20 protein-coding genes and 1 riboswitch are annotated in these 21,522 nt (G+C 72.9%); of the genes, 10 read left to right on the forward strand and 10 right to left on the reverse strand.

The window, feature by feature from the left end; translation table 11 throughout:
- Positions 1-84 precede the first annotated feature (84 nt).
- The 4 genes from ACFY93_RS10135 to ACFY93_RS10150 all read left to right on the forward strand — a co-directional run bounded on the left by ACFY93_RS10135 (position 85) and on the right by ACFY93_RS10150 (position 4,438).
- Complete coding sequence (locus tag ACFY93_RS10135) at positions 85-1,545, forward strand: aminotransferase class I/II-fold pyridoxal phosphate-dependent enzyme (protein WP_391355676.1); 1,461 nt, start codon at positions 85-87, stop codon at positions 1,543-1,545.
- A gap of 82 nt (positions 1,546-1,627) precedes the next feature.
- Complete coding sequence (locus tag ACFY93_RS10140) at positions 1,628-2,479, forward strand: DUF72 domain-containing protein (protein WP_391355678.1); 852 nt, start codon at positions 1,628-1,630, stop codon at positions 2,477-2,479.
- A gap of 163 nt (positions 2,480-2,642) precedes the next feature.
- Positions 2,643-3,305 (forward strand): maleylpyruvate isomerase N-terminal domain-containing protein, encoded by a 663-nt coding sequence (locus ACFY93_RS10145; protein WP_391355680.1) that lies wholly within the window; start codon positions 2,643-2,645, stop codon positions 3,303-3,305.
- Positions 3,306-3,514: 209 nt separating this feature from the next.
- Positions 3,515-4,438: a GDSL-type esterase/lipase family protein gene (locus ACFY93_RS10150; RefSeq protein WP_391355683.1), complete on the forward strand. Its 924-nt coding sequence runs from the start codon at positions 3,515-3,517 to the stop codon at positions 4,436-4,438.
- 67 nt (positions 4,439-4,505) lie between these two features.
- Here the strand turns inward: ACFY93_RS10150 and ACFY93_RS10155 are convergent, their stop codons facing one another.
- The 4 genes from ACFY93_RS10155 to ACFY93_RS10170 form a co-directional block, all read right to left on the reverse strand.
- Positions 4,506-4,820 (reverse strand): SMR family transporter, encoded by a 315-nt coding sequence (locus ACFY93_RS10155; RefSeq protein ID WP_391355685.1) that lies wholly within the window; start codon positions 4,818-4,820, stop codon positions 4,506-4,508.
- Positions 4,821-4,831: 11 nt separating this feature from the next.
- Positions 4,832-4,894, reverse strand: a riboswitch (guanidine-III (ykkC-III) riboswitch).
- A gap of 76 nt (positions 4,895-4,970) precedes the next feature.
- Positions 4,971-5,363 (reverse strand): hypothetical protein, encoded by a 393-nt coding sequence (locus ACFY93_RS10160; RefSeq protein ID WP_391355688.1) that lies wholly within the window; start codon positions 5,361-5,363, stop codon positions 4,971-4,973.
- Between the two features lie 156 nt (positions 5,364-5,519).
- Positions 5,520-5,897: a transglycosylase family protein gene (locus tag ACFY93_RS10165; RefSeq protein ID WP_391355691.1), complete on the reverse strand. Its 378-nt coding sequence runs from the start codon at positions 5,895-5,897 to the stop codon at positions 5,520-5,522.
- 205 nt (positions 5,898-6,102) lie between these two features.
- Positions 6,103-6,555 carry a VOC family protein gene (locus ACFY93_RS10170; RefSeq protein WP_391355693.1) on the reverse strand — a complete coding sequence of 151 codons (453 nt, stop codon included), beginning with the start codon at positions 6,553-6,555 and terminating at the stop codon, positions 6,103-6,105.
- A 166-nt stretch (positions 6,556-6,721) separates the two neighbouring features.
- On the opposite strand from ACFY93_RS10170, the gene ACFY93_RS10175 reads away from it, so the two are divergent.
- Positions 6,722-7,423 carry a methyltransferase domain-containing protein gene (locus tag ACFY93_RS10175; protein ID WP_391355695.1) on the forward strand — a complete coding sequence of 234 codons (702 nt, stop codon included), beginning with the start codon at positions 6,722-6,724 and terminating at the stop codon, positions 7,421-7,423.
- Positions 7,424-7,429: 6 nt separating this feature from the next.
- On the opposite strand, the gene ACFY93_RS10180 is transcribed toward ACFY93_RS10175, so the two are convergent.
- Positions 7,430-8,626, reverse strand: a complete 1,197-nt coding sequence (locus ACFY93_RS10180; protein ID WP_391355697.1) for a spore photoproduct lyase family protein — start codon at positions 8,624-8,626, stop codon at positions 7,430-7,432.
- 133 nt (positions 8,627-8,759) lie between these two features.
- On the opposite strand from ACFY93_RS10180, the gene ACFY93_RS10185 reads away from it, so the two are divergent.
- The 3 genes from ACFY93_RS10185 (at position 8,760) to ACFY93_RS10195 (ending at position 13,346) form a co-directional block, all read left to right on the forward strand.
- Positions 8,760-9,311: a hypothetical protein gene (locus ACFY93_RS10185; protein WP_391355699.1), complete on the forward strand. Its 552-nt coding sequence runs from the start codon at positions 8,760-8,762 to the stop codon at positions 9,309-9,311.
- A gap of 62 nt (positions 9,312-9,373) precedes the next feature.
- Complete coding sequence (locus tag ACFY93_RS10190; RefSeq protein WP_391356228.1) at positions 9,374-11,404, forward strand: DUF1996 domain-containing protein; 2,031 nt, start codon at positions 9,374-9,376, stop codon at positions 11,402-11,404.
- Between the two features lie 268 nt (positions 11,405-11,672).
- Positions 11,673-13,346 (forward strand): cellulase family glycosylhydrolase, encoded by a 1,674-nt coding sequence (locus ACFY93_RS10195; RefSeq protein WP_391355701.1) that lies wholly within the window; start codon positions 11,673-11,675, stop codon positions 13,344-13,346.
- A 179-nt stretch (positions 13,347-13,525) separates the two neighbouring features.
- Here the strand turns inward: ACFY93_RS10195 and ACFY93_RS10200 are convergent, their stop codons facing one another.
- Positions 13,526-13,993, reverse strand: coding sequence for a hypothetical protein (locus ACFY93_RS10200; protein ID WP_391355703.1), 468 nt, complete (start codon positions 13,991-13,993; stop codon positions 13,526-13,528).
- Positions 13,994-14,218: 225 nt separating this feature from the next.
- Here ACFY93_RS10200 and ACFY93_RS10205 point away from each other — a divergent pair, with 225 nt between their 5' ends.
- Positions 14,219-15,127 carry a hypothetical protein gene (locus ACFY93_RS10205; RefSeq protein ID WP_391355706.1) on the forward strand — a complete coding sequence of 303 codons (909 nt, stop codon included), beginning with the start codon at positions 14,219-14,221 and terminating at the stop codon, positions 15,125-15,127.
- On the opposite strand, the gene ACFY93_RS10210 is transcribed toward ACFY93_RS10205, so the two are convergent.
- The 4 genes from ACFY93_RS10210 to ACFY93_RS10225 all read right to left on the reverse strand — a co-directional run bounded on the left by ACFY93_RS10210 (position 15,120) and on the right by ACFY93_RS10225 (position 20,079).
- Positions 15,120-15,854: a methyltransferase gene (locus ACFY93_RS10210; protein WP_391355708.1), complete on the reverse strand. Its 735-nt coding sequence runs from the start codon at positions 15,852-15,854 to the stop codon at positions 15,120-15,122. The genes ACFY93_RS10205 and ACFY93_RS10210 overlap by 8 nt on opposite strands.
- A gap of 89 nt (positions 15,855-15,943) precedes the next feature.
- Positions 15,944-17,212: a VWA-like domain-containing protein gene (locus tag ACFY93_RS10215; RefSeq protein ID WP_391355711.1), complete on the reverse strand. Its 1,269-nt coding sequence runs from the start codon at positions 17,210-17,212 to the stop codon at positions 15,944-15,946.
- Entirely contained in the window at positions 17,209-18,531 is a 1,323-nt protein-coding gene (locus tag ACFY93_RS10220; protein WP_391355712.1) for an AAA family ATPase, read from the reverse strand. The genes ACFY93_RS10215 and ACFY93_RS10220 overlap by 4 nt, the downstream gene beginning before the upstream one ends.
- A 117-nt stretch (positions 18,532-18,648) precedes the next feature.
- Positions 18,649-20,079, reverse strand: coding sequence for a hypothetical protein (locus tag ACFY93_RS10225; RefSeq protein WP_391355714.1), 1,431 nt, complete (start codon positions 20,077-20,079; stop codon positions 18,649-18,651).
- A 615-nt stretch (positions 20,080-20,694) separates the two neighbouring features.
- Here ACFY93_RS10225 and ACFY93_RS10230 point away from each other — a divergent pair.
- Positions 20,695-21,522: glycoside hydrolase family 11 protein (locus ACFY93_RS10230; protein ID WP_391355716.1), on the forward strand; the 828-nt coding region annotated here is incomplete at its 3' end.

Raw genomic sequence — 21,522 nt, forward strand, 5'->3', positions numbered from 1 at the left:
CAAGGGAGGACGGACCGGTGCGAGGTGCCCAGCGGGGGCGCCGCCCGAGAGGGGCGCGCCGGGCTTCGACGATGCGGAGGAGCGGTGGACCATTCACGCGTACCGGTACTGGAGGCGCTGCGGGAGTTCCGGCGCCGCCGGGACATCGTCTACGGGCCGCCCGGGCACAAGCAGGGGCGCGGGGCCGACCCCCGCGTGGTGGACGTCGTCGGGGAGGGCGTCTTCGCCTCCGACGTGCTCTCCCTCAACGGACTGGACGACCGGCGTGAGTCGCAGGGCGTCCTGGACCAGGCCCAGGAGTTGATGGCGGACGCGGTCGGCGCCGAGCGTGCCTTCTTCTCCACGTGCGGCAGTTCCCTGTCGGTCCGCACGGCCATGCTGTCGGTCGCCGGACCGGGGGAGAAGCTCCTCATCTCCCGCAACGCCCACAAGTCGGTGATCGCGGCGGTCATCATCAGCGGCGTCCGGCCGGTGTGGGTCCACCCGAAGTTCGACGCCGAACGCCACCTCGCGCATCCCCCGGAGCCCGATGACGTCCGGCGCAGCCTCGCGGCCCACCCGGACGCCAAGGGCATGCTGCTCATCACGCCCACGGACTGGGGCTCCTGCGCCGACATCCGCGGCGTGGCCCGGGTCTGCCACGAGTACGACGTCCCGCTCATCGTCGACGAGGCGTGGGGCGCCCATCTGCCGTTCCACCCGGCGCTCCCGTCATGGGGCATGGACGCCGAGGCGGACCTGGTCGTCACCAGCGTGCACAAGATGGGCGGGGCGATCGAGCAGAGTTCCGTCTTCCACCAGCAGGGCGACCGCGTCTTCGCCGACGTGCTCAAGCAGCGCGAGGACCTCCTCGGCACCACCAGCGCCTCCTCCCTGGTCTACGCGACCCTCGACGGATGGCGCCGCCAGATGGTCGAACAGGGCCACGGCCTGCTCGACACGGCGATCAGCCGCTCCCGGCGCGTCCGCGACGAACTCGACGCGCTGCCGGGCCTGCGCGTGATGGGCGAGGAGATCGTCCGGGCCGGTCTGGCCGCGGAGGTCGACCCGCTGAAGATCAGCGTCGACGTGCGGGAACTCGGCATCAGCGGGATGCAGGCGGCCGAGTGGCTGCGCGCCGAGTGCCACGTCGACGTGGGCTCCGCCGACACCGTGCGGATCTGCCCGCAGATCACCCACGCGGACGACGACCGCACCGAGCGGGTACTCGTCGACGCGCTGCGCCTGCTCGTGGACCGGGCCGGCACGCTGGAGCGTCAGCCCCGCGTGGAACTGCCCGCGGCGCACGCCCTCGAACTGGAACAGGCCATGCTCCCCCGCGAGGCGTTCTTCGCCACCGCCGAACACGTGCCGGCGGACAAGGCGGTGGGACGCGTCGCCGCCGAGATGGTCAGCCCCTACCCGCCGGGCGTTCCGGTGCTCGCGCCGGGCGAGGTCATCACCCGCGAGGTGCTGGACTACCTCCGCACGGGCGTCGCCGCGGGGATGCTCCTCCCCGACGCGGCGGATCCCTCGCTCGACACGCTGCGTGTGACCGCCGAGTGAGACCGGCCTCGGCCCGCCGGTGACCGCACGGCCTGCCCCAACAGCGTGCGACTACCGACGACTTCGGGGTAACCGGTCCCTCATGGCCGAGATCATGACCGGAGCGTGTTCGTGGACGGACCGTGCCCTGGTGGGCAGCGGCTGGTACCCGCCGGGGCGGCGGGACGCCGAAGGGCGGCTGCGGCACTACGCCGAGCGGTTCCCGCTGGTGGAGGTGGACGCCACATACTACGGGCTGCCCAGCGAGCGCAACAGCCGCCTCTGGGCGGAGCGCACCCCGGACGGCTTCGTCTTCGACGTCAAGGCGTTCTCGCTGCTGACCGGGCACCCGACGCGCGACGGCGCGCTCCCCGCGGACCTGCGGGGCCGGGGCCGGGACGATCCGGGGCTGCTGGACGAGGTGTGGAAGCGGTACGGCGAAGCCCTCCAGCCGCTGAGGCGGGCGGGCCGGCTCGGCGGTGTGCTGTTCCAGTTCCCTCCCTGGTTCGTCCCCGGAGCCCGCGCTGAGGCGTTCCTCGAGCGGACCGCGGCCCGCACGGCCGGATGGCCCGTCAGCGTCGAGTTCCGGCACCCCCGGTGGTGGCGGGAGCCGCAGGCCCGGTCGACCGAGGCGCTGCTGTCCGGACTCGGCATGGCGGCCGTCGCCGTGGACATGAACCAGGATCTGTCCACCTCCGTTCCCCCCGTCATGCCGGTGACGTCACCGCGTCTGGCGGTCGTCCGGTTCCACGGACGGAGCGCCGCCTGGGGGACGGGCAGCAAGGAGGACCGCTTCCGGCACGCGTACGCGGCCGCCGAACTGCGGGAGTGGGTGCCGAGACTGCGTGAGGCCGCCGAACGGGCGGACGACGTGCACGTCCTGTTCAACAACTGCTGCGGTGACGCGGCCGTCCGGGCAGCCGCCACCATGCGGGACCTGCTGGCCGCCGGCTGAGCGGCAGAAGTCCATGGCACGGCGGTTCCGGCCGCCGCGCCATGGAGCCAGCAGGTGCAGCCGCCGACGCGGGTCAGGACGCCGTGCGGCGAGAGGTGCGGTCCGCGGGCTCCAGGGAAGGGAAGCAGGCAGAGGGAGAACCGCGCGGGACGGGAGGAGCCACGTGGAACAGGCCGGTGTGCTGAGGTCGGCGTACGAGGCGTTCGCCGGGGTGGTCGCCCCGCTCGGGGACGAGGAGTCCTGGCTTCCGACGGGATGTGCCGGGTGGGCCGTACGGGATCTCGTCTTCCACTGTCTCCTCGACGCTCAGCGGGGACTGGTGGCGCTGCACACACCCGCCGCGGGCCCTGCGGACCGGGACGCCGTCACCTACTGGGCTGACTGGCGGCCGGACTCGGCCGGTGCGGCGAACGGCCGGAGGTACACGCGGGTGAACGCCAGCATGTTCCTGCGCTTCGAGCAGTTGCGCGGGCTGTACCTGGAGACGGCGGCGGCGGTCACGACGGCGGCGGGCCGTGCCGGCCCGGACGAACTCGTCGGCACCCAGGGGCATGTGCTCACCACAGGGGACCTGATGGCGACACTCGCGGTGGAGGCCACCGTGCACCATCTCGACCTCGTCCGGCACCTCCCCTCGGCGCCGCCGCCGGCACCGGACGGCCTCAGGTGTGTACGGGCCACGCTGGACGGCCTTCTGGGCCGCCCCGTGCCCCTCGACTGGACGGACCGGCACTATGCGCGGGCCGCGACCGGCCGGGTCGCTCTGACCCCCGACGAAGCCCGCCGGCTCGGCGGCGACGCCGCGCGCTTCCCGCTCTTCGGGTAGCCGCGGCGGCCGCGGTCCGCCTCCGTCCCTGACGAGCGTGCTCACCGACTGACCGGACCGCCACCCGAAGTGCGCGGGCGACGCGGGAAGTTGCCCGCCTCCTACCCCTGGCCCCGGCGCCTACCGGCCGGTATACAAGCGGAACCGGATACGCGGGGGACCGGAACGGCCCCTCCCGCGTGCCGTCTCGGATCCCAGGGGAGGCCTCGATGCAGGACCGCACGCGACAGGGCACGACGGCGCGGAGCCGGCGGGCGACCGCGGTGACGGCGGCGATGAGCGGCTGCGCGCTCGTCGCCACCATCGCCTCCGCACCACCCGCCGCGGCACACGGCCACGGCCCGGACCACGGCACGCACTACGTGGCGCTGGGCGACTCCTACACCTCGGGCCCGATGATCCCGCGGCAGGTCGACGCCAACTGCGCCCGCTCCGACCACAACTACCCCTCCATCGTCGCCGAGGCGCGAAGAACGTCCGCGTTCAAGGACGTGAGCTGCGCCGGTGCCACCACCGAGCACATGTGGAAGGCGCAGGGGACCAACGGCCCGCAGCTGAACGCCGTGGGACGCGACACCGACCTGGTGACCGTGCAGATCGGCGGCAACGACATCGGCTTCGGCTCCATCATCGCCACCTGCGCGCAGCTCGGCGCCCAGGACCCGACCGGCGACCCGTGCCGGCGTCACTACGAGAGCTCCGGAACCGACCAGCTGACGCTGAACGTCCTGGAGACGGCGCCGAAGATAGCCCGCGTGCTGCGCGCCGTGCACAGCAGGGCACCGCACGCCCGTGTGGTCGTGATCGGCTACCCGGACCTGCTGCCCGACGACGGGAGAGGCTGCTTCCCGGAGGTTCCGTTCGCCGCGAAGGACTTCCCCTACCTGCGGGACACCGGAAAGCGCCTCAACCTCATGCTCCGCCTGGTGGCACGGCTCAACCGGGCCGAGTACGTCGACACCTACGGGCCCACCCGGGGTCACGACATGTGCAAGGCGCCGGCCGACCGCTGGGTCGAGCCGCTGCAGCCGGCGTCCCCGGCCGCGCCCGCCCACCCCAACGCCAAGGGCGAGGAGGCCATGGCCGGCGCGGTGCTGGCACGCCTGGCCGGGCACGGCAGGCCCAGGGGATAGCCCGGGAGAGCCGAGCACGCGGGGCGTGTCCTCCTCGACCGGGGGGCACGCCTCGCGCGGACCCGGCTCAGTGCGTCAGCTTCAGCCCCGCGACGCAACCGATGATGCCGAGCAGGAGCAGCACCTTCAGCGGGCCGGCGGACTCACCCTCGAAGACCATGGCGTACGAGGCCGTGAGCACCGCGCCGATGCCCACCCAGACCGCGTACCCGGTGCCCACCGGCACCGTCCGCAGCGCGTACGCCAGACCGGACATGCTCAGCGTGAGGCCGGCGACGAACACACAGGTCGGCACCACCCGGCTGAGGCCGTCGGACCTGCCGAGCGCCGTGGCCCACACGGCCTCGAGCACACCGGACACCACCAGGACGATCCACGCCATGACAGACACTCCCCGCGCCGTCTTGTCGTGGTCTGGGTACGGCGCACCTCGTCCAGGAGCCGGGAGAACTCTGCCGAGGAGTCTCGCACACCCGACCGCGAAGGCGGGCGGGGCGGCCGGCCTCCTCGCGGACGGCGGGCCCCCGGGAGATCAGCTGCCCACGTGCCGTTCGCGCAGCTGTGCGTTGTGCCAGGCGATGGCACGGCGGATGTCCGGTTCGTCCAGCCCCGTCCGGCACCCCAGCTGGTCCATCGTGAGGCCCGGGAGCGACGTGGAGAGCGCCCGGCCGATCTTCGCCGCCGCCAGCTCCTCGTCGACGAACGGGCGGCGCCGGTAGTGCTCCCGCAGCTCCTCCAGGTGCGCGTCGGTGCAGGCCGTGATGAGCCGGAGACCGTCGAACCAGTCACCGGCCGGCTGCGCGGACGACGAGTCGGGGACGTACTCGCTGACGGTACGGTCCTTCGGGACGACCGCCCCGCACAGGTCGCACAGCTCCATCGCCACGGTCTGCGGGGTCTGGGGTGCGCGTTTCCGTCTTCTCATCGCCAACTCCCTGGCGGGTCGTCGAACCCGCCCGCCGCCGCTGCCGCACCGGCCGGACGGTGCGCTCGGTCTCCCTCCTGGAATACTGCCCAGCACGGGTGCCCCGCCAACCGGACGCCAACCGCGCGTGTGAAGGTGACGGGGGGAGCGGCGGCGTCAGGCGCAGCCCCAGGCCGACAGGCCCTGGATGGCGGCGAGACGCCGGGCCACGGCGATCTGTTCGGCGCGCGTGGCCAGGTCCGCCCGGGCGGCGTACTTGAGGCCACCGGCGGCGGCCCAGCTGGACTGCCGGAACTGCAGCCCGCCGTAGTAGCCGTTGCCGGTGTTCGCCTTCCAGTTGCCACCCGACTCGCACTGGGCGATGGCGTCCCAGTCGACCCCGGGACGGCCGGTGGCGGATGCCGCCGCCGCGCCGGTCACCGAGGGTCCGGCGGCCAGCGCGGTGGCGGTCGTCAGAAGGAGGAGTGCCGTTCCGAGTCCGCTGCGACGACAGGAACGGCTGATGGTGGAATCAGTGCTCTGCTGCCAGATCATGGACACACTGTTACATCATATAAGCGGAGTGTTGCTAGTCGGTACGGCTGTTCGGCGCGGCGGGACGCCAGGGTGCGTGGGCGGGCGCCCGGGGTGCCCGGGTGCGTGGATGGTGGGTGACCGGCCGGGCGGCCGCACGGCCCGTCGTGGCCGGACGGCCGGTCGTGGCCGGACGGCCGGTCGTGGCCTGACGGCACCGGCCGGGCTACGCCACGCAGAATTCGTTCCCTTCGGGGTCCCGCATGAGCCACCAGTGTCCGCCGGGCCCCTTGTCGATCTCGCGGACCCGGGTCGCTCCCAGGTCCACCAGGCGGGCCACCAGATCGTCACGGCCACCGGGTTCGCTGTGCACGTCGACGTGGAGGCGGTTCTTGCCGGACTTGCCCTCGGGCACGTCCTGGAAGAGCAGCCGCCGACCGTGGCCGACGCCGCTGGTCTCGTCGTACGGGTCGTCGGGGTGACGGATCGCGGCATAGCCGCGGAAGGTCCTGCGGCCGCGATGCTCCACGACCGCGTCCTCGCCGAGGTGACCGGCGCCCAGCAGCTGCTCGACCAGCCGGCTCGGATCCTCCACCTCGTACTCCAGGGCCGCGGCCCAGAAGTCCGCCAGGGCGGGTGCGTTCGCGCTGTCGACGACCAATTTCCAATGGAGTGCCATGCGACCGTTTGTATGGGGCGCGGCCACGCGGCGCAACCAGGTGGCGCGGCCCGAGGGGGGGGCTACCCGCGCCCCGCGCCTTCGGGGAGGATTCCGGGATGACCCGTACGCGGAACAGTGTCCGCCCACCGTCCACCGGCTCCGCCCGCTCGCGCCGGAGCCGAGCATGACGACGGACCCGCCCGCTTACGGGGCGCCGTCGTCGTCCGCCGTGACGCGCCGCAGCTACGACGCCGTCGCCGAGCGCTACGCCGTCGAGATCGCCGGCGAACTCGACGCCAAGCCCCTCGACCGCGCCCTGCTGGACACCTTCGTGGAGCTGACCTCCGACGGTCCCGTCGTCGACGTCGGCTGCGGGCCGGGCCACGCGACGGCCTACCTCGCCGGCCGCGGCGCCCGGGCACTCGGCGTGGACCTCTCGCCCGCGATGTGTGCCGTCGGCCACCGCGGCACGGCCCTGCCGTTCGCGGCAGCGGACATGACCGTGCTGCCCGTACGCTCCGGGGCGGCCGCCGGGATCCTGTGCTGGTACGCCGTGATCCATCTCGACGAGGCCGGGCGGCACCGCGCGTACGCCGAGTTCGCCCGCGTGCTGCGTCCCGGCGGTCACGTCCTCGTCGCCTTCCACGTCAGCGACATGGACACCCGGCCGGGACAGGCCACGCACCTCACCGAATGGTGGGACCGGCGCGTCGACCTCACCTTCCGCTTCCTCGACCCGGAGGCCGAGACGGCGGCGCTCGCCCGGGCGGGCCTGACCCTGGTCGCCCGGCTCGACCGGGCGCCGCACCCCGGGGCCGAGCATCCGAGCAGACGGACCTATCTGCTGGCCCGGCGCACCCCGACGGCCGTGCCGGGCCCTTCGTGAGCGCCCTTAGAACGCGTACCGGACGCGCAGCCAGGGAGCGTGGGTGGAGATCAGCGCGCGCAGGGCGGCCACCGCCTCCGCCTTGACCTGATTGCGGTAGCGCACGTTGAGTGCGCCGTTCTGGGAGCGCTTGGCCTGCTGCAGTCCGGGCTGCCACAGCACCTCCTCGGCACGCGGGTGCCAGCCGAGGTTAACCTCGTGCAGCTCCTTGTTGTGCGTGAGCATGATGACCTCGGCGGCGGCCTGCCGCTTCACGCGGTCCGGCAGGACGTCGTCGAGGTGGCGCAGCAGCTCACTCCAGGCGTCCTCCCAGCCGGGGCGCACCACCACGGGGGAGAGGTTGAAGTGCACCTCGTACCCCGCGTCCAGGAAGTCGGCGGCGGCCTCGACGCGGTCGGCCACCGGTGACGTACGGATGTCCAGCAGCCGCGAGTCGTCCGCGGGCATCAGGGAGAAGCGGATCCTGGTCCGGCCGCGCGGGTCGAGGGCGAGCAGGTCGGGATTGACGAACTTGGTGGCGAAGGACGCCTTCGCCGTGGGCCACTGCCGGAAGGCGTGCACGAGATCCGCCGTGTTGTCGCAGATCAGGGCGTCCACGGAACAGTCGCCGTTCTCCCCGATGTCGTACACCCATGCCGTGGGGTCGCACTGGTTGGCCTCGGCCTTGGGGCCCTGACGTGCGATGTGGCGGCCCAGGTGGGCGATGATCCGGTCGATGTTGGTGAAGACGGTGACCGGGTTGGCATACCCCTTGCGGCGCGGCACGTAGCAGTAGGCGCAGGCCATGGCGCAGCCGTTGGAGGGGCCCGGGGCGATCCAGTCGGCGGACCGGCCGTTGGGGCGGGTCGTGAGGGTCTTCTTCTCGCCCAGCACGAGCGTCTCGCCCTTGACGCGCACCCACCGCTCGACGTTGCCCTCGTTGCCGTGCAGTCCGGGGATGCGCCAGTGCGAGTCGACCTCGATCAGGCGGGCGTCGGGGAAGCGGGCGATGATCTCCCGGCCGCGCGCGGAGGCGGCCGCCGCCGGTTCCGCGTGGATCTCGCGCACGGGGAGCAGCCGCCGGGCCGCCGGGGAGTCGCGGAACAGCGGGCCGACGGTGGGCGAGGGCCCGGCGGACGCCGAGGGCCCGCCGGCGCCGACGAGGGCGTCGAGGCCGAACAGGGCGTCGGAGCCGTCGCCCGGTGCGGGGGAGGAGGGGGACATGAGTGCTCCGGGGCGGTGGTGCGGCGGCCGGGGCGGGACGCCCGGGCCGGTGGCCGACTCCGCCGCGCGCGCCGGAATCAGTCATTCCACTGTACGTAGACAGCCGGTCTGTACGCAGACGGCCGGTCTGTACGTGCGTGGCCGGTCTGTTTTCGACCAGACCGGGCGGGTGATCGTCGTCACCGGGGCCGACAGCGGCCTCGGTCTCGCCACCGCGCTCCACCGGAGGCTGACGGAGGCGGGCGGCACCGTGCGCAGTGTCCTCGCCCGCCCCGGCTACACCTCCACCAACCCGCGGTGCGGCGCTCCGGTCGGCCGGGTGAAGCTGCTGTACGGCCGGATCCTCGCCCCGCTCACCCAGCCCCCGGAGCAGGGCGCGCAGTCGCAGCTGTACGCGGCCACGGCGCCGGAGGCCGCGAGCGGGGAGTTCATCGGGCCCGGCGGGACGGGCGAGTTGCGTGGCGCGCCCGAGCGGGTGCGGCTGTCTCCCGCGGCCGCCGACGCCGAGAACGGCCGCCGTCTGTGGGAACGCGGGCACGGGGTCCGGCACGTGGCTCGGCCGACCGGCAATCCTGAGCGATTCCTGTGCATTCAGGGGGTGGTTGAACGGTTCCGGGTCCGCGTCCGTATGGGGCGGGGGAATCCCATGCCGGGCCGGCCACGACGCGTAGGAGAACTTCCGTGAAACGCAACACGCGCAGACGCCCCAAGGGCGCACAGCGCGCGACCTTCGCAGCATTCGCGCTGATGCTGGGCGGAGGCGGTCTCGTGGCCGCGAACGTCTACGCGTCGGCCGCCGAGGGCTGGGACGGTGATCCGGCGCAGTCGGACCGGAACGGGGTCGCGGGCGCCACGATCGACTGCCCCGACGTCGGCGACCGGCTCACGTCCGTACCGGACGGGGCCAGGGCGGACGTCGACACGGAACTGGCCCAGCTGGACAAGCAGATCGCCGAGGCCTACCAGCGGGTCCAGGGCTCGGCCGAGGCGATCCGGCAGGACAGCGGCTTCGCCGACGCCTCGATCATGAACCCGCTGAAGGAGAAGCGGGCCGCGACGATCGAGCGCATCGCCGTCGCCATCGACCGGACCGCCGACCGCCCGCAGGGACTTGAGGACCTCGCCGCCTGCACGCTGCGCGCCTCGGGCAACGAGGCCGCGACCGGAGGGAACGGCGACCAGGGCGAGGGCGGCGGCGAGACCGGTCAGGACCAGGGCTCCGGTCAGGACCAGGGCGACGGCAAGGGCGCCAACGGTGGACAGGCGGGCAACGGGCCCGTGGCGGGGGACTTCGCGGACATCACCGAGGTCCAGCCGAACGTACGCAACCCGAAGCCCGGATCGGACGCCTCCCGCGGCACCTTCACCACCAGTTGCGGAGTCAACGCGAACGGCCTGTTCAACTCCGACAACGTGATCGCCGCGCCCGGCGTCACCAACGGCGCCCACCACTTCCACGACTACGTCGGCAACCAGTCCAACACCGCCTTCGCCAGCGACGACGACCTCGCGAAGGGTGGCACGACCTGCGAGGACAAGGGCGACAAGTCCTCCTACTTCTGGCCCGTGCTGCGCCTGCAGAACGGCACCCAGGAACGCGACGCGGGAGCGCCGGGCGGCGGAACCGAGGGCAACGCGGGCGAGATCGTCACGCCCGAGCAGGCCACGCTGACGTTCGTCGGCAATCCGCGGGGTGACGTCACGGCGATGCCACGGCTGCTGCGCATCATCACCGGTGACGCCAAGGCGTTCGCCAACGGCCCGGCGAACGCCAACGCCTCCTGGAGCTGCACCGGGTTCGAGGACCGGCAGCTGAAGGACAAGTACCCGCTCTGCCCCGAGGGCAGCGACGTGGTGCGCACCTTCGCCTTCCAGAGCTGCTGGGACGGCCGCAACACCGACAGCGCCAACCACCGTACGCACATGGCGTTCACCGACGCCGACGGCAACTGCCCCGCCGGTTTCCGGGCCGTTCCGCAGCTGGTCCAGCGTGTCGTCTACGACGTCGACGCGCCGAGCCTGGAGGACGGCGGCCGGACCACCCCGCTGTTCGCCGTGGACTCGTTCCCGGAGCAGCTGCACAAGCCGGTGACGGACCACAGCGACTTCATCAACGTCTTCGACGAAGACCTGATGAACGAGATGGTGGACTGCATCAACGAGGGGCGGCGCTGCGGCAGCGGTGCCGACCAGGGCGGTGACCCGCAGGAGGAGCCCACCGCGACCGCCACCCCGGACCCGGAGGCCACCGGCGGCAAGGATGCCCCGCGGCCCTCGGCCGACCCGGTGACGGAGAAGCCCGCCGACACCGGCTCGAACGGGAACGACGGCGCGGGCGACAAGGGGAACGAAGGCGCTGACGGCAAGGCCGACGGCAAGGCTGACGGCAAGGACACCGGAGACCACGACGGCGCCGACAAGAACGGCGCCGACAAGAACGGCGCCGACAAGAACGGCGCCGACGAGACCGGGGGCCGGGCCGAGGGCGACGCCGGTGACAAGGCCGGTGCCGACACCAAGTCGGACACCGGGTCCTCCGCCGACGGGGACGACGAGGCGGGCGGCGGGGCCGACGAGCCCACGCGGACGCCGTCGGCCGCGGACGCGAACGACGCCGTCTCCGGCGGGAACGACGCGTCCGCCGACGGACAGAGCGAACCCCAGGCCGACGGCAGTCTCGCCGAGACCGGCACGCAGATGTGGCCGGCCGCGGCGGGGGCGGTCCTCCTGATCGCCGGCTTCGTCCTCCTGCGCCGCACCCGGCGCGGTTCGCTGTAGCGACTGCGACCGCGCTCGTCGAACACCGTCGACGCCGCCCGCACCACGCCCCGAACGGGGGCCGTGCGGGCGGCGTCGGCCGCTTCGGGCTCGCCCCGGGAAACGGGCGCACAGGAACGAACCGGGCGCCCTGACCGGCGCACTCGTCCCTCTCACTTGACGTGCACGTGCCACGGTGGCTTCATGGGAGCGCTCCCACAGCTTTCGTGCACCCCGTCCTCGCCCGCTGATGCCCGAGTATCCCCGGCGCTCACTCCTTGGAGTCCCAGTGAGAACAACCAGAGGCACGACAACGAAGAGTCGCGTGGCCACCCTGCTGACCGCACTGATCGCCACTCTCGGGCTGATGGTGCTCGGCGTCCTGAGCCCGGCCGCCGCCCAGGCCCGGACGCCTGCCGAACAGGCCGCCGTCGGCCTCCACATCGGCGACGGCCGGCTGCTGGAGGGCAACGGCGACGACTTCGTCATGCGGGGCGTCAATCACGCCCACACCTGGTATCCGGGCGAGACGCAGTCGCTGGCCGACATCAAGGCGATGGGGGCCAACACCGTCCGGGTCGTCCTGTCCAGCGGTGACCGCTGGACGAAGAACAGCCCCTCGGACGTGGCCGCCGTCGTCGGCCAGTGCAAGGCCAACCGGCTCATCTGCGTGCTGGAGGTGCACGACACCACTGGTTACGGCGAGGACGCCGCGGCCGCCACGCTCGACCAGGCGGCGGACTACTGGCTCGGTCTCCAGGACGTGCTGGCCGGTGAAGAGGACTACGTCATCATCAACATCGGCAACGAGCCCTGGGGCAACACCGACCCGGCCGGCTGGACGGATCCCACGAAGGCCGCCGTCAAGAAGCTGCGCGACGCCGGCTTCCAGCACACGATCATGGTCGACGCCCCCAACTGGGGCCAGGACTGGCAGGGCGTCATGCGGGACAACGCCCGGTCCGTCTACGACGCCGACCCCACCGGCAACCTGATCTTCTCGATCCACATGTACAGCGTCTTCGACACCGCCCAGGAGATCACCGACTACCTGAACACCTTCGTCGACGCCGAACTGCCCCTCGTCATAGGCGAGTTCGGAGGGCCGGCCGACCAGTACGGCGATCCGGACGAGGACACCATGATGGCAGCCGCCGAGGAGCTCCGGCTCGGCTACATCGCCTGGTCCTGGAGCGGCAACACGGACCCGGTCCTCGACCTGGTGACCGACTTCGACCCCACCCGTCTCAGCCCCTGGGGCGAGCGCGTCTTCAACGGCGCCGACGGCATCGCCCAGACCTCCGAGGAAGCGACGGTCTACGGCGGCGACGACCCGGACGACGCCGAGGCCCCCACCGCGCCCGGCACCCCGACGGCCTCCGCCGTGACGGCCGGCTCGGTCACCCTCACCTGGACCGCCGCCACGGACAACGTCGGCGTCACCGGCTACGACGTCGTCCGCGTCGGCGGCGGCGAGGAGACCAAGGTGGCCGTGTCCACCACCGCTACCGCCACGGTGACCGGACTGACCGCCGACACCACGTACACCTTCGCCGTCTACGCCCGGGACGCCGAGGGCAACCGCTCGGCCCGCTCGGCGACCGTGGACGTCACCACCGACGAGGGGGGTGGCACGCCGGGCGGGGCCTGTTCCGTGACGTACCGCATCGTCAACGAGTGGCCCGGCGGCTTCCAGGGCGACATCGTCATCCGCAACACCGGTACGTCCGCCGTGAGCGGCTGGAAGCTCGGCTTCGCCTTCGCCGACGGCCAGACCGTCTCCACCATGTGGGGCGGGACCGCCACGCAGAGCGGCGGCACGGTGAGCGTGTCCCCCGCCTCGTACACGTCCACGATCCCCGCCGGCGGCTCGGTCGACGTCGGCTTCACCGGCGGGAAGAAGTCGGCCAACACCGCACCGGCCGCGTTCACCCTGGACGGGGCCGCCTGCGCCACCGGCTGACCCGACGGCGCGCCGGGGCCGGCGGCGGGACCTTCACCGGCCCCGCCGCCGACCGGGCCTCCACGGGCCCCGGCCCGGGAGACATCGACACCGACGCGTACCAGGCCGACGGCCGTCGCCACGACCACGAAGTCCTCGACGACCGCGACCGCTTCGGCTGACCCGGGCGGAGTCCGGCATCACCGATTCCGCGTCCGTTCGCGGACCGGGCGGAGCAGTTCCTCCTCCGAGCATCCCGAGTCCGGGTCCTCGGCCAGGCACAGGTTGAACCCGTGATCGTCCCGGTGGACCTGCGCCGACAGGATGCAGTGGCTCCCGGGCGTGGTGATGTGCAGGGCGACGCTGTCACCGCTCGTCAGGGACGCGTCGGCGATGCTGGTGCCATGGTCGTCGGGCGGGCTGAAGAAGCTCCACTTCCCGCTCACCGAGTCGGGGCAGGAGGTGCCCCCGAGCATGGCGTCGTGGAGTCCGGTCCCGGACATGCGGTGGGCGCTTCGGAAGACGAGCTGCGCGCCGGCTCCGTTCGTCCAGCGTCCCACCAGCGCCGTGCGGTCGATCGACGCCTCGTCACCGCCGGCGGTGCACGCCACGCACGCCCAGGCGAGTGCGGCCACGAGGAGAGGAACGCGGTGTGTCTTCGGTGCCATGCCATCCCCCGGGCCCACGTATTTGAACACGTTCAGTATAGGTGTGTCCGAGGGTCCGGCCGCTCGCGTTCGTCGCGGACTGGGGTCGTCGGAAGGGGTTCTGACGGTGAACTGCCCCGTAGAATAGGAACGTTGGGTACTTTGTGTGCCGAACATCAGCTTTACCGGGTGGTCGCCACCCCTGTCCGCAGTGTCCGGTCGTCGCCACCACCTCGGAGCGAGAAGATGACGCAGGAACGGCCCGAAGACGTCCCGGCGGAGCCCGCCCCGCAGCAGGGGTCGTCGCCCGCCGGCGCCGCCGTGCCGCCCCAGCGGTCAGCGCCCGGGAGTCCCCCGGTGGCGGGCTACCAGCCCCCTCCGCCACCGCACCCCGCACCCGCCCCGGCCCCGTATCCGGGCGCCTCACCGGCGAGCGGTGGTACCCCCGCCGGGGCCGCGCCGCCCGCGTACCCCTACACCCAGCCGGCCGCCCAGTACCCGGCTCCGCCCGTCCCACCGCCACCGGGAGCGACGGGCACGGCGGGCCGGGCCGTCCTGTGGGCGGCGGTCGGTGCGGTGGCCGCCTCCGCGCTCTGGGCGGGCGGACTGTTCGTGGTGGCCGACGGCTCGGACGCCGATCTGGCCGGATACCGGTCCAGAGCGAACCTCTGCGCCGCCGTCGACTACGCGTCCCTGCGGTCGGAGTACCCGGAGAGGGACACCGCCCCCACCCACCACTCGCTCAAGCACGAGGCGCTGGACCAGAGCGACTGCAGCATCTCCCTGAAGACCGCGTCGAGTTCCGCCTACGCGGACGCGTACCTCTCCGTCCAGGTGGACCTGCACAAGAAGAGCGACCCGGGGCCGGAGTTCACCGCTCTGTGGTCGAAGTACGACCAGCGCTACACCGGCTACGAGGTCCGCGAGGTCAGCGGCTTCGGTGACGAGGCCTACCTCGTCACCGAGGACGCCACGTCCGGTTCGGGTACCAGCGGCAGCCGGGCGGTCATCCTGGCCGTGCGCGACGGCTGGATGACGTACCAGATGAGCTGGAGCGCCTACACCACGTCCTCCGACACCGAGCCGCCCGACGTCACGGACATCTCGCGGCTGGTGAAGGACGACTCGCAGGCCACGCTGGACAACCTCAGGTAGTCGGGCGCAGCAGCAGGCAGACGAAGCCGAACACGTCCCGGCACACGCGCAGCCACTCGTCGCGGTGGGCGGTGGCCGCCTCGAGTGCCTGGCCGCTGTCCGGGTGGTCGGGGTGGTCCAGGGCCCAAGAGGCCAGAGAGCCCGTCCAGGCCCACTCGTACGCGTCGAGTTCGCCCCGGGTGCTGACGTGTCCGTCGACGGGGGTCCAGCCGGCGTCGACGACCCGCTGGACCGTGACCGGCAGCGGGGCGAACTCGCCGAGCATGTCCACGGCCTCGGCCGTGGGTTCGCCCTCCCAGAAGCCGTCGCCGACCAGCACCCGCCCGCCCGGCGCCAGGTGTCCGCGCGCCGCCTCCAGCGTGGCGGCGAGGCCACCGAAGGCGTGCGTGGCCCCGACGCTGACGACCAGGTCGTACGCGTGCGGGGCGGTGAACTCCGCGGCGTCCGCCCGATGGAGCGTCAGACGGTCGTCGACACCGAGGGCACGGGCCTTACCGCGAGCCCGCGCCAGCGCGCTCGCGGAGATGTCGACCCCTTCAGCCCGCAGCCGCGGACGCATGTCCAGCGCCCGCAGCAGCCATTCACCGCCCCCGCACCCCAGATCGAGGACGCGCTCGTCCCCGCGGGGCGTGCCGGCACTCAACAGCCGGCGCACCGCGCCGTCGTCGAGCGGAGCGGCGATCGGGTGGTTCGTATGAGCGAGCGTGGAGATCTCTTCGCGGTTCACGGGCGCAGCCTCACACGGCCCGCGGACCGAGCGCATCCGATTTCCGGCAGGCCACGGCCCCGGCTCGAGGGACCCCGCGCCGGGCCGGCTCACCGGCCCCCGGGACCCGGGTCGATGTCCACCACGCGTGCCCACGCCGGCGGGGAGTCCGGCACGTACTGAGGATCCTCCTCGTCGTACGCCGGCCGCCGGGGGAACAGGCCCACCACCGTCCGGCAGGAGGGTCGTGCCGAGGGCCAGGGAGTCTGGCCGTCGGTGAGGACCACGACGACGTCCGGCCGGGGCCGGGCCCGCAGGGCCCTGGTGAAGCCGGTGCGCAGGTCCGTACCCCCGCCGCCCACCAGGGGAATCCCCTCGGCGCGGCACAGCGGGTGCGCGATCCGGGCCGAGGCGTCGCAGGGCAGTACGGTGACCAGGTCGCGGCGGCCGCCCACGGCGCGGGAGATCGCCGCGACCTCGAGGAGCGCGCTGCCCAGTTCGGTGTCGCTGACCGACGCCGAGGTGTCGATGATCACGGAGACGCGGGGCGGCCGGCGCCGCAGACTCGGCAGGACGACGCCGGGCAGCCCGGCCGAGCGCCGTGACGGCCTGCCGTAGCTGTAGTCCTCGCCCGCGCCGGAAGCGGAGGCCGCGGAGCGGATCGCCGCCCCCAGCAGCTCGCGCCACGGCTGCGGAGGGTGGAAGGCCTCGTCGGCCCACCGCTTCCACCCCTTCGACGCTCTCCCGGGCCGGCCGGTGATGCCCTGCGCCACCCGGAACCGCACCGCGTCCCGTTCCTGTTCGCTGAGGCCGTGCGCGCCGTCCGGTCCGAGGTCCCACTCGCGCTCCAGTCCGTCGGCTCCGCTGCCGCAGTCCAGCCAGGCGAGGCTCTGCGTGAGCGGCCCGAGCCGGAACTGGCGCAGGTAGTCCTCCATGAGCTCGCCCGGAGACAGCCCCAACGGCCCGGGCTCGACCGCTCCTTCGGGCCGCACGAGCCCGTCACCGAACACGTCGTCGTTGATCTCGCAGTCCGCGGCGATGTTCATCCGCAGCCGTTCCGCGGGTCCGGTCAGCCCGCGCTCCCGCGCGACCCGGTCGCCGCGCCCGTGGTGGTCGCGCAGAAGGTGGGACACCTCGTGCACCCACACCCCGGCCAGCTCCTCCACCGGGGTACGGTCCACGAACACCGGAGAGACGTAGCACCGCCAGTACCGGTCGACGGCCATCGTCGGCACCCGCCGCGACTCGACCGTGTGCAGGGCGAACAGCGCCGTCGCCAGGTAGGGCCGGGCCCGGGCGGCGTGCAGCCGGGCGGCGAAGAGCTTGTCGCGGTCCAGGGTCCCCGCCGTACGCGCCGTGTCCGGGGTTCCCTTCGTCACCGTCCGGATCCCGCCGTCGTCCTGGTCGCGGCCCGGTCCGCGGCGCGGTCCGCCCGCCGGGAGACGGACACGGCCCCGGAGAGCCGTTCGATCGACGCCGGGACGTCCCAGTCCTCGCGGCGCAGCGTGGCGAGGGTGGTCGCGGGGACCACGACCAGGTCCGGAGCGCCCGTCTCGACCGCCCGGACGAGGAGTGCCCACGCCGCGTCCCAGCGTGACCTCTCCGGGCGTTTGCGGACCGCGTCCACGACACCGTCGAGCACGGCCTGACGCAGATCACCGCGCTCGGGCAGGTCGGCGCCCGCCGGGTCGGCGAGAAGGTCCTCGGGGTCGGGCAGGTCCATCCGGTCCAGGCTCGCCAGCAGCTCCAGCCCCGGACCGTCGCCCACGGTGCCCCTGACCAGCTGCGAGAGCACGTCCCGGGAGGAGCCGGCGGCGGTCGCGAAGGCGATCAGACAGAGCGTCATCTCCCAGCTCCGGGGCGACGGCCAGGGCCCGCCGCGGCGGGCCTCGTTGCTGGGCAGCCGGTGTACGAGCCCGGGGCGGGCGGTGAGGAGTCCGCACACAGCGCGCCGGGCGAAGGCGACGGCCTCCGGCAGCGCCGACGGATCGAGCCGGGGCAGTGTGGCCCGGGGCCAGGTCCCGCCGAGGCCGCGCACCACCACATCGTGGTCGTGCGTCCACTGCAGGTGCACGAACCGGTTGGCCAGCGGAGGGCTCAGCTCCCAGCCGTCGGCCGCCGAGGACCGGGGGTTCGCGGCGGCCACGATCCGCACGCCGGGCGGCAGTTGGAGGGCACCGATCCTCCGTTCGAGCACGAGGCGGAGCAGGGCGGCCTGCACGGCCGGGGGAGCGGTGGACAGTTCGTCCAGGAACAGCAGTCCCCGGCCGGCCCGTACCAGGCGGACGGCCCAGTCCGGCGGGGCCATCGGGACGCCCTGTTCCGCCGGGTCGTCGCCGATCACGGGCAGCCCCGAGAAGTCGGACGGCTCGTGCACGCTGGCGATCACGGTGGTCAGCGGAAGATCCAGGGACTCGGCGAGCTGGGTCAGGGCCGCCGTCTTGCCGATCCCCGGCTCACCCCACAGGAGGACGGGCAGGTCGGCGGCGACGGCGAGCGTCAGCGCCTCCAGCTGGGTGTCGGGGCGCGGTTCGGTGGCCGCGTCCCGAAGAAGGGCCAGCAGGTCGCCGGCCACGTCGAGTTGGGAGGCACGGCCGATACCGGAGGCGGTGCCGTGAACGGGGCCGGTGCCGTGAGCGGCGGTGGCGTCATGGCCGGGCTCGGTGCCGGCGGGGGCGAAAGGAGCGTATGTCGTCATGTTTCCTCACCTGTGGGGGTAGGGGGCGGCGCGCCATGGGGCGCGGAAATGTGGACCTCGGGCTCTGCGAGCGAGCGAGTGGCGGACGGACGAGGGGTGAAGCCCCCGCCACGTGTGTCAGGTACGGGTCGCCTGGCGCGGGTGCGAGCGGTGGGCGCGGGGGCGTCGACGCGGGACGGAACCGACACGGGCCGGCCCGGGCCCGGCCAGCCCCGCCCTGAACAGCCCGTACGTGATCCGCCGCAGCGCGGCAGCCTCCAGCTCGTCCCGGAGCGCGCCCCCGCGCAGCGTCGCCCCGGGACCGAGCAGGCCCTCGACGACGGCCAGCGCACCGGCGATGTCACCGTGCACGAGCCGTTCGCGGACACCGGCGAGGCAGTCCGGGCGGCGGTGCGCCCGGTCGATCGCCTGCAGGCAGGGCAGGGGCGTGCCGGTCAGCGCGGCCAGCAGTTCCTCCCGCCGGACCTCGGCGGGATCGTGGTCCAACGCGGAGAGCACCCCGTCGACCAGACCGATGCGATGCCGCTCCCCCCGGCACATGACCACGCGTGCCTGCCCCGCCGGGTCGAGGTCCGGCGGCCGTGACGTACCGGCCGGCGGACGACCCGGTACGAGCGCCGAGGCGACCAGCGGATGGAGCCGCTCGGCCTCGATCAGGCCGTTACGGAGCAATTCCAGGTCGGGCAGTACCCAGGTCGCGGCGTCGGGGAGGACCGGCAGTGCCACGGCGCGGCCGGCGTCGGACACCGCCGCGATCCGCAGGGGGACCGGCCCGTCGGCGTCGTCACCCGCGCCGGCCGATCCGTCCTCGGCCAGGTCGAGGACCAGCCGCTGCCGCGCCCCGAACCGTACGGCGACGGCTGTGGCGGACCGGCCCTCGGCGTGCAGCAGGAGTCCCGCCTCCGCCGCCCACCGGCCGACGGCGCAGCCGCGCTCCCGGGGAACGAGGGCCGACAGATCCGGTGTCCCCGGGGGCGGATCGACGGCGGACCACTCCTCGGCCCCGGACCTGACCTCCAGCTCCCCGGCCCTGCGGGCGTCCCAGAGGTGACGGTGCAGGTCGAGGCGGAAGCGCCGGTGGGGGCGAGGGTGCGGATGGCGGCAGGCGTCGGGATCGGAGCCGGAGGCGTCCCAGAGGGCGAGGCTGATCCGCTGGCCGGCGTCCGCCCAGGCCGGGGGAGTGCGCACCACGAGGTGCACCGGACGGGTGCCGCCGCCGTCGGGGACGTCGTACCGGGCCAGGCGGACCGTCAGTCCGGGACGCAGGAGCCCGTCGGGAGCCACCCTCGGAAGGTGCCAGCGCAGCAGGTCGGGAGCGAGATGGCGCAGGTCGGCCCGTAGCCGGGCCGCGAGTTCACGGCCGTGGGCGCGTGCCGCGGAACGCAGGTCGAGGTCGAGGTCGACACCCGCGGCCGCGCAGGCGCCGGCCCAGTCCCCGGCATGGCGGCGCGCGGTCGCGGTCTCGATCATGGAGGGCGGCACGGCGAACTCGCGCACGCGCAGCCAGAAGGAAAGGCGGGAATCCCGGTTCGCGGTCTCGGTGAGCATCAGCACTCACCTTGCGCGGACGGGGCCCCCAATCTGTGAGCAGATTCAGTCGTCATCGCGGCGACCATAGCGCTCTTGCCGCCGATCTGTCAGGCCCTTTCCGACGGCCGTCGTACGACCGCACACCCCCTTCGGTCACCGGCGGGCCCCGAGAACCAGGCGGCCCGGGCGGCGCGTCGACCCGGCCCTGCATGATTCGAACCGAGTGTCGAAAGTTTCGTAATTCCCGACCCCTGCACGGATCTTGAAAGCGAACCGCTCGGAGATCTCATTCCGGCGGATCGGGAACTGATGGCTTGTGTGCTGGGGGTATGGCACTCCAAGGAGTCTGAAGTACCCGCGAATCTTTCGGAGTTGGAGTCGAAACTGTTGACAGTTGACGGGGACAGACCAACACTGGTCGCCGTCGACAGGGGCCTCCGACAGGGCTTCCACACCTGCCGACACGGGGTCACCTCGGTGACCTGCTCCTCCGGTCGCCGACGCCTGGCGACCGGCAAGCCCTGCCGCGTTGCGTGACGTCGACGCGCGGTCGACGTCACCACTGGCCGCCGACAGCCCCGCGGGGTCGTGTCGCGCTGCCCCCACCAGCCTTCACGAGGAGGAAGCACGCACATGAACGCGCTCGTACGTCCCAGAGGCCGCGCACGCGGCCGATTCACCCTGCTGGTCAGAACGGCGTGGGCACTCGCCCTGGCCGCCATGGCCTCGCTGATGCTGGCCGGCACCGCGAGTGCCGACACGATCACCTCGAACCAGACCGGCAGCAGCGGCGGTTACTTCTACTCGTTCTGGACCGACAGTCCCGGAACGGTCTCCATGAACACCGGTTCCGCCGGCAACTACAGCACCTCCTGGCGGAACACCGGGAACTTCGTCGCGGGCAAGGGCTGGAGCAACGGCAGCCGCAGGGCCGTCACCTACTCCGGCAGCTTCAACCCGTCCGGCAACGCCTACCTGTCGCTCTACGGCTGGTCGTCGAACCCGCTGGTCGAGTACTACATCGTCGACAACTGGGGCACCTACCGGCCCACCGGCAACTACAAGGGCACGGTCAACACCGACGGCGGCACCTACGACATCTACGAGACGACCCGCACCAACGCCCCCTCCATCGAGGGCGACAACAAGACGTTCAACCAGTACTGGAGCGTCCGGCAGACCAAGCGGACCGGCGGCACCATCACCACCGGCAACCACTTCGACGCCTGGGCGGCCCACGGTATGCCGCTGGGCACGCTCAACCACTACATGATCCTGGCGACCGAGGGCTACCAGAGCAGCGGCAGCTCCAACGTCACGGTGGACAGCTCCGGCGGCGGCGACACGGGCGGCGGCGGCGGTGGCGGTGGCGGTGGTTGTGCCGCGACGCTGTCCGCCGGTGAGAAGTGGGGTGACCGGTACAACCTCAACGTCTCGGTGAGTGGTTCCAGCAACTGGACC

Source organism: Streptomyces sp. NPDC008313 (assembly GCF_042956125.1).
Taxonomy (GTDB): Bacteria; Actinomycetota; Actinomycetes; order Streptomycetales; family Streptomycetaceae; genus Streptomyces.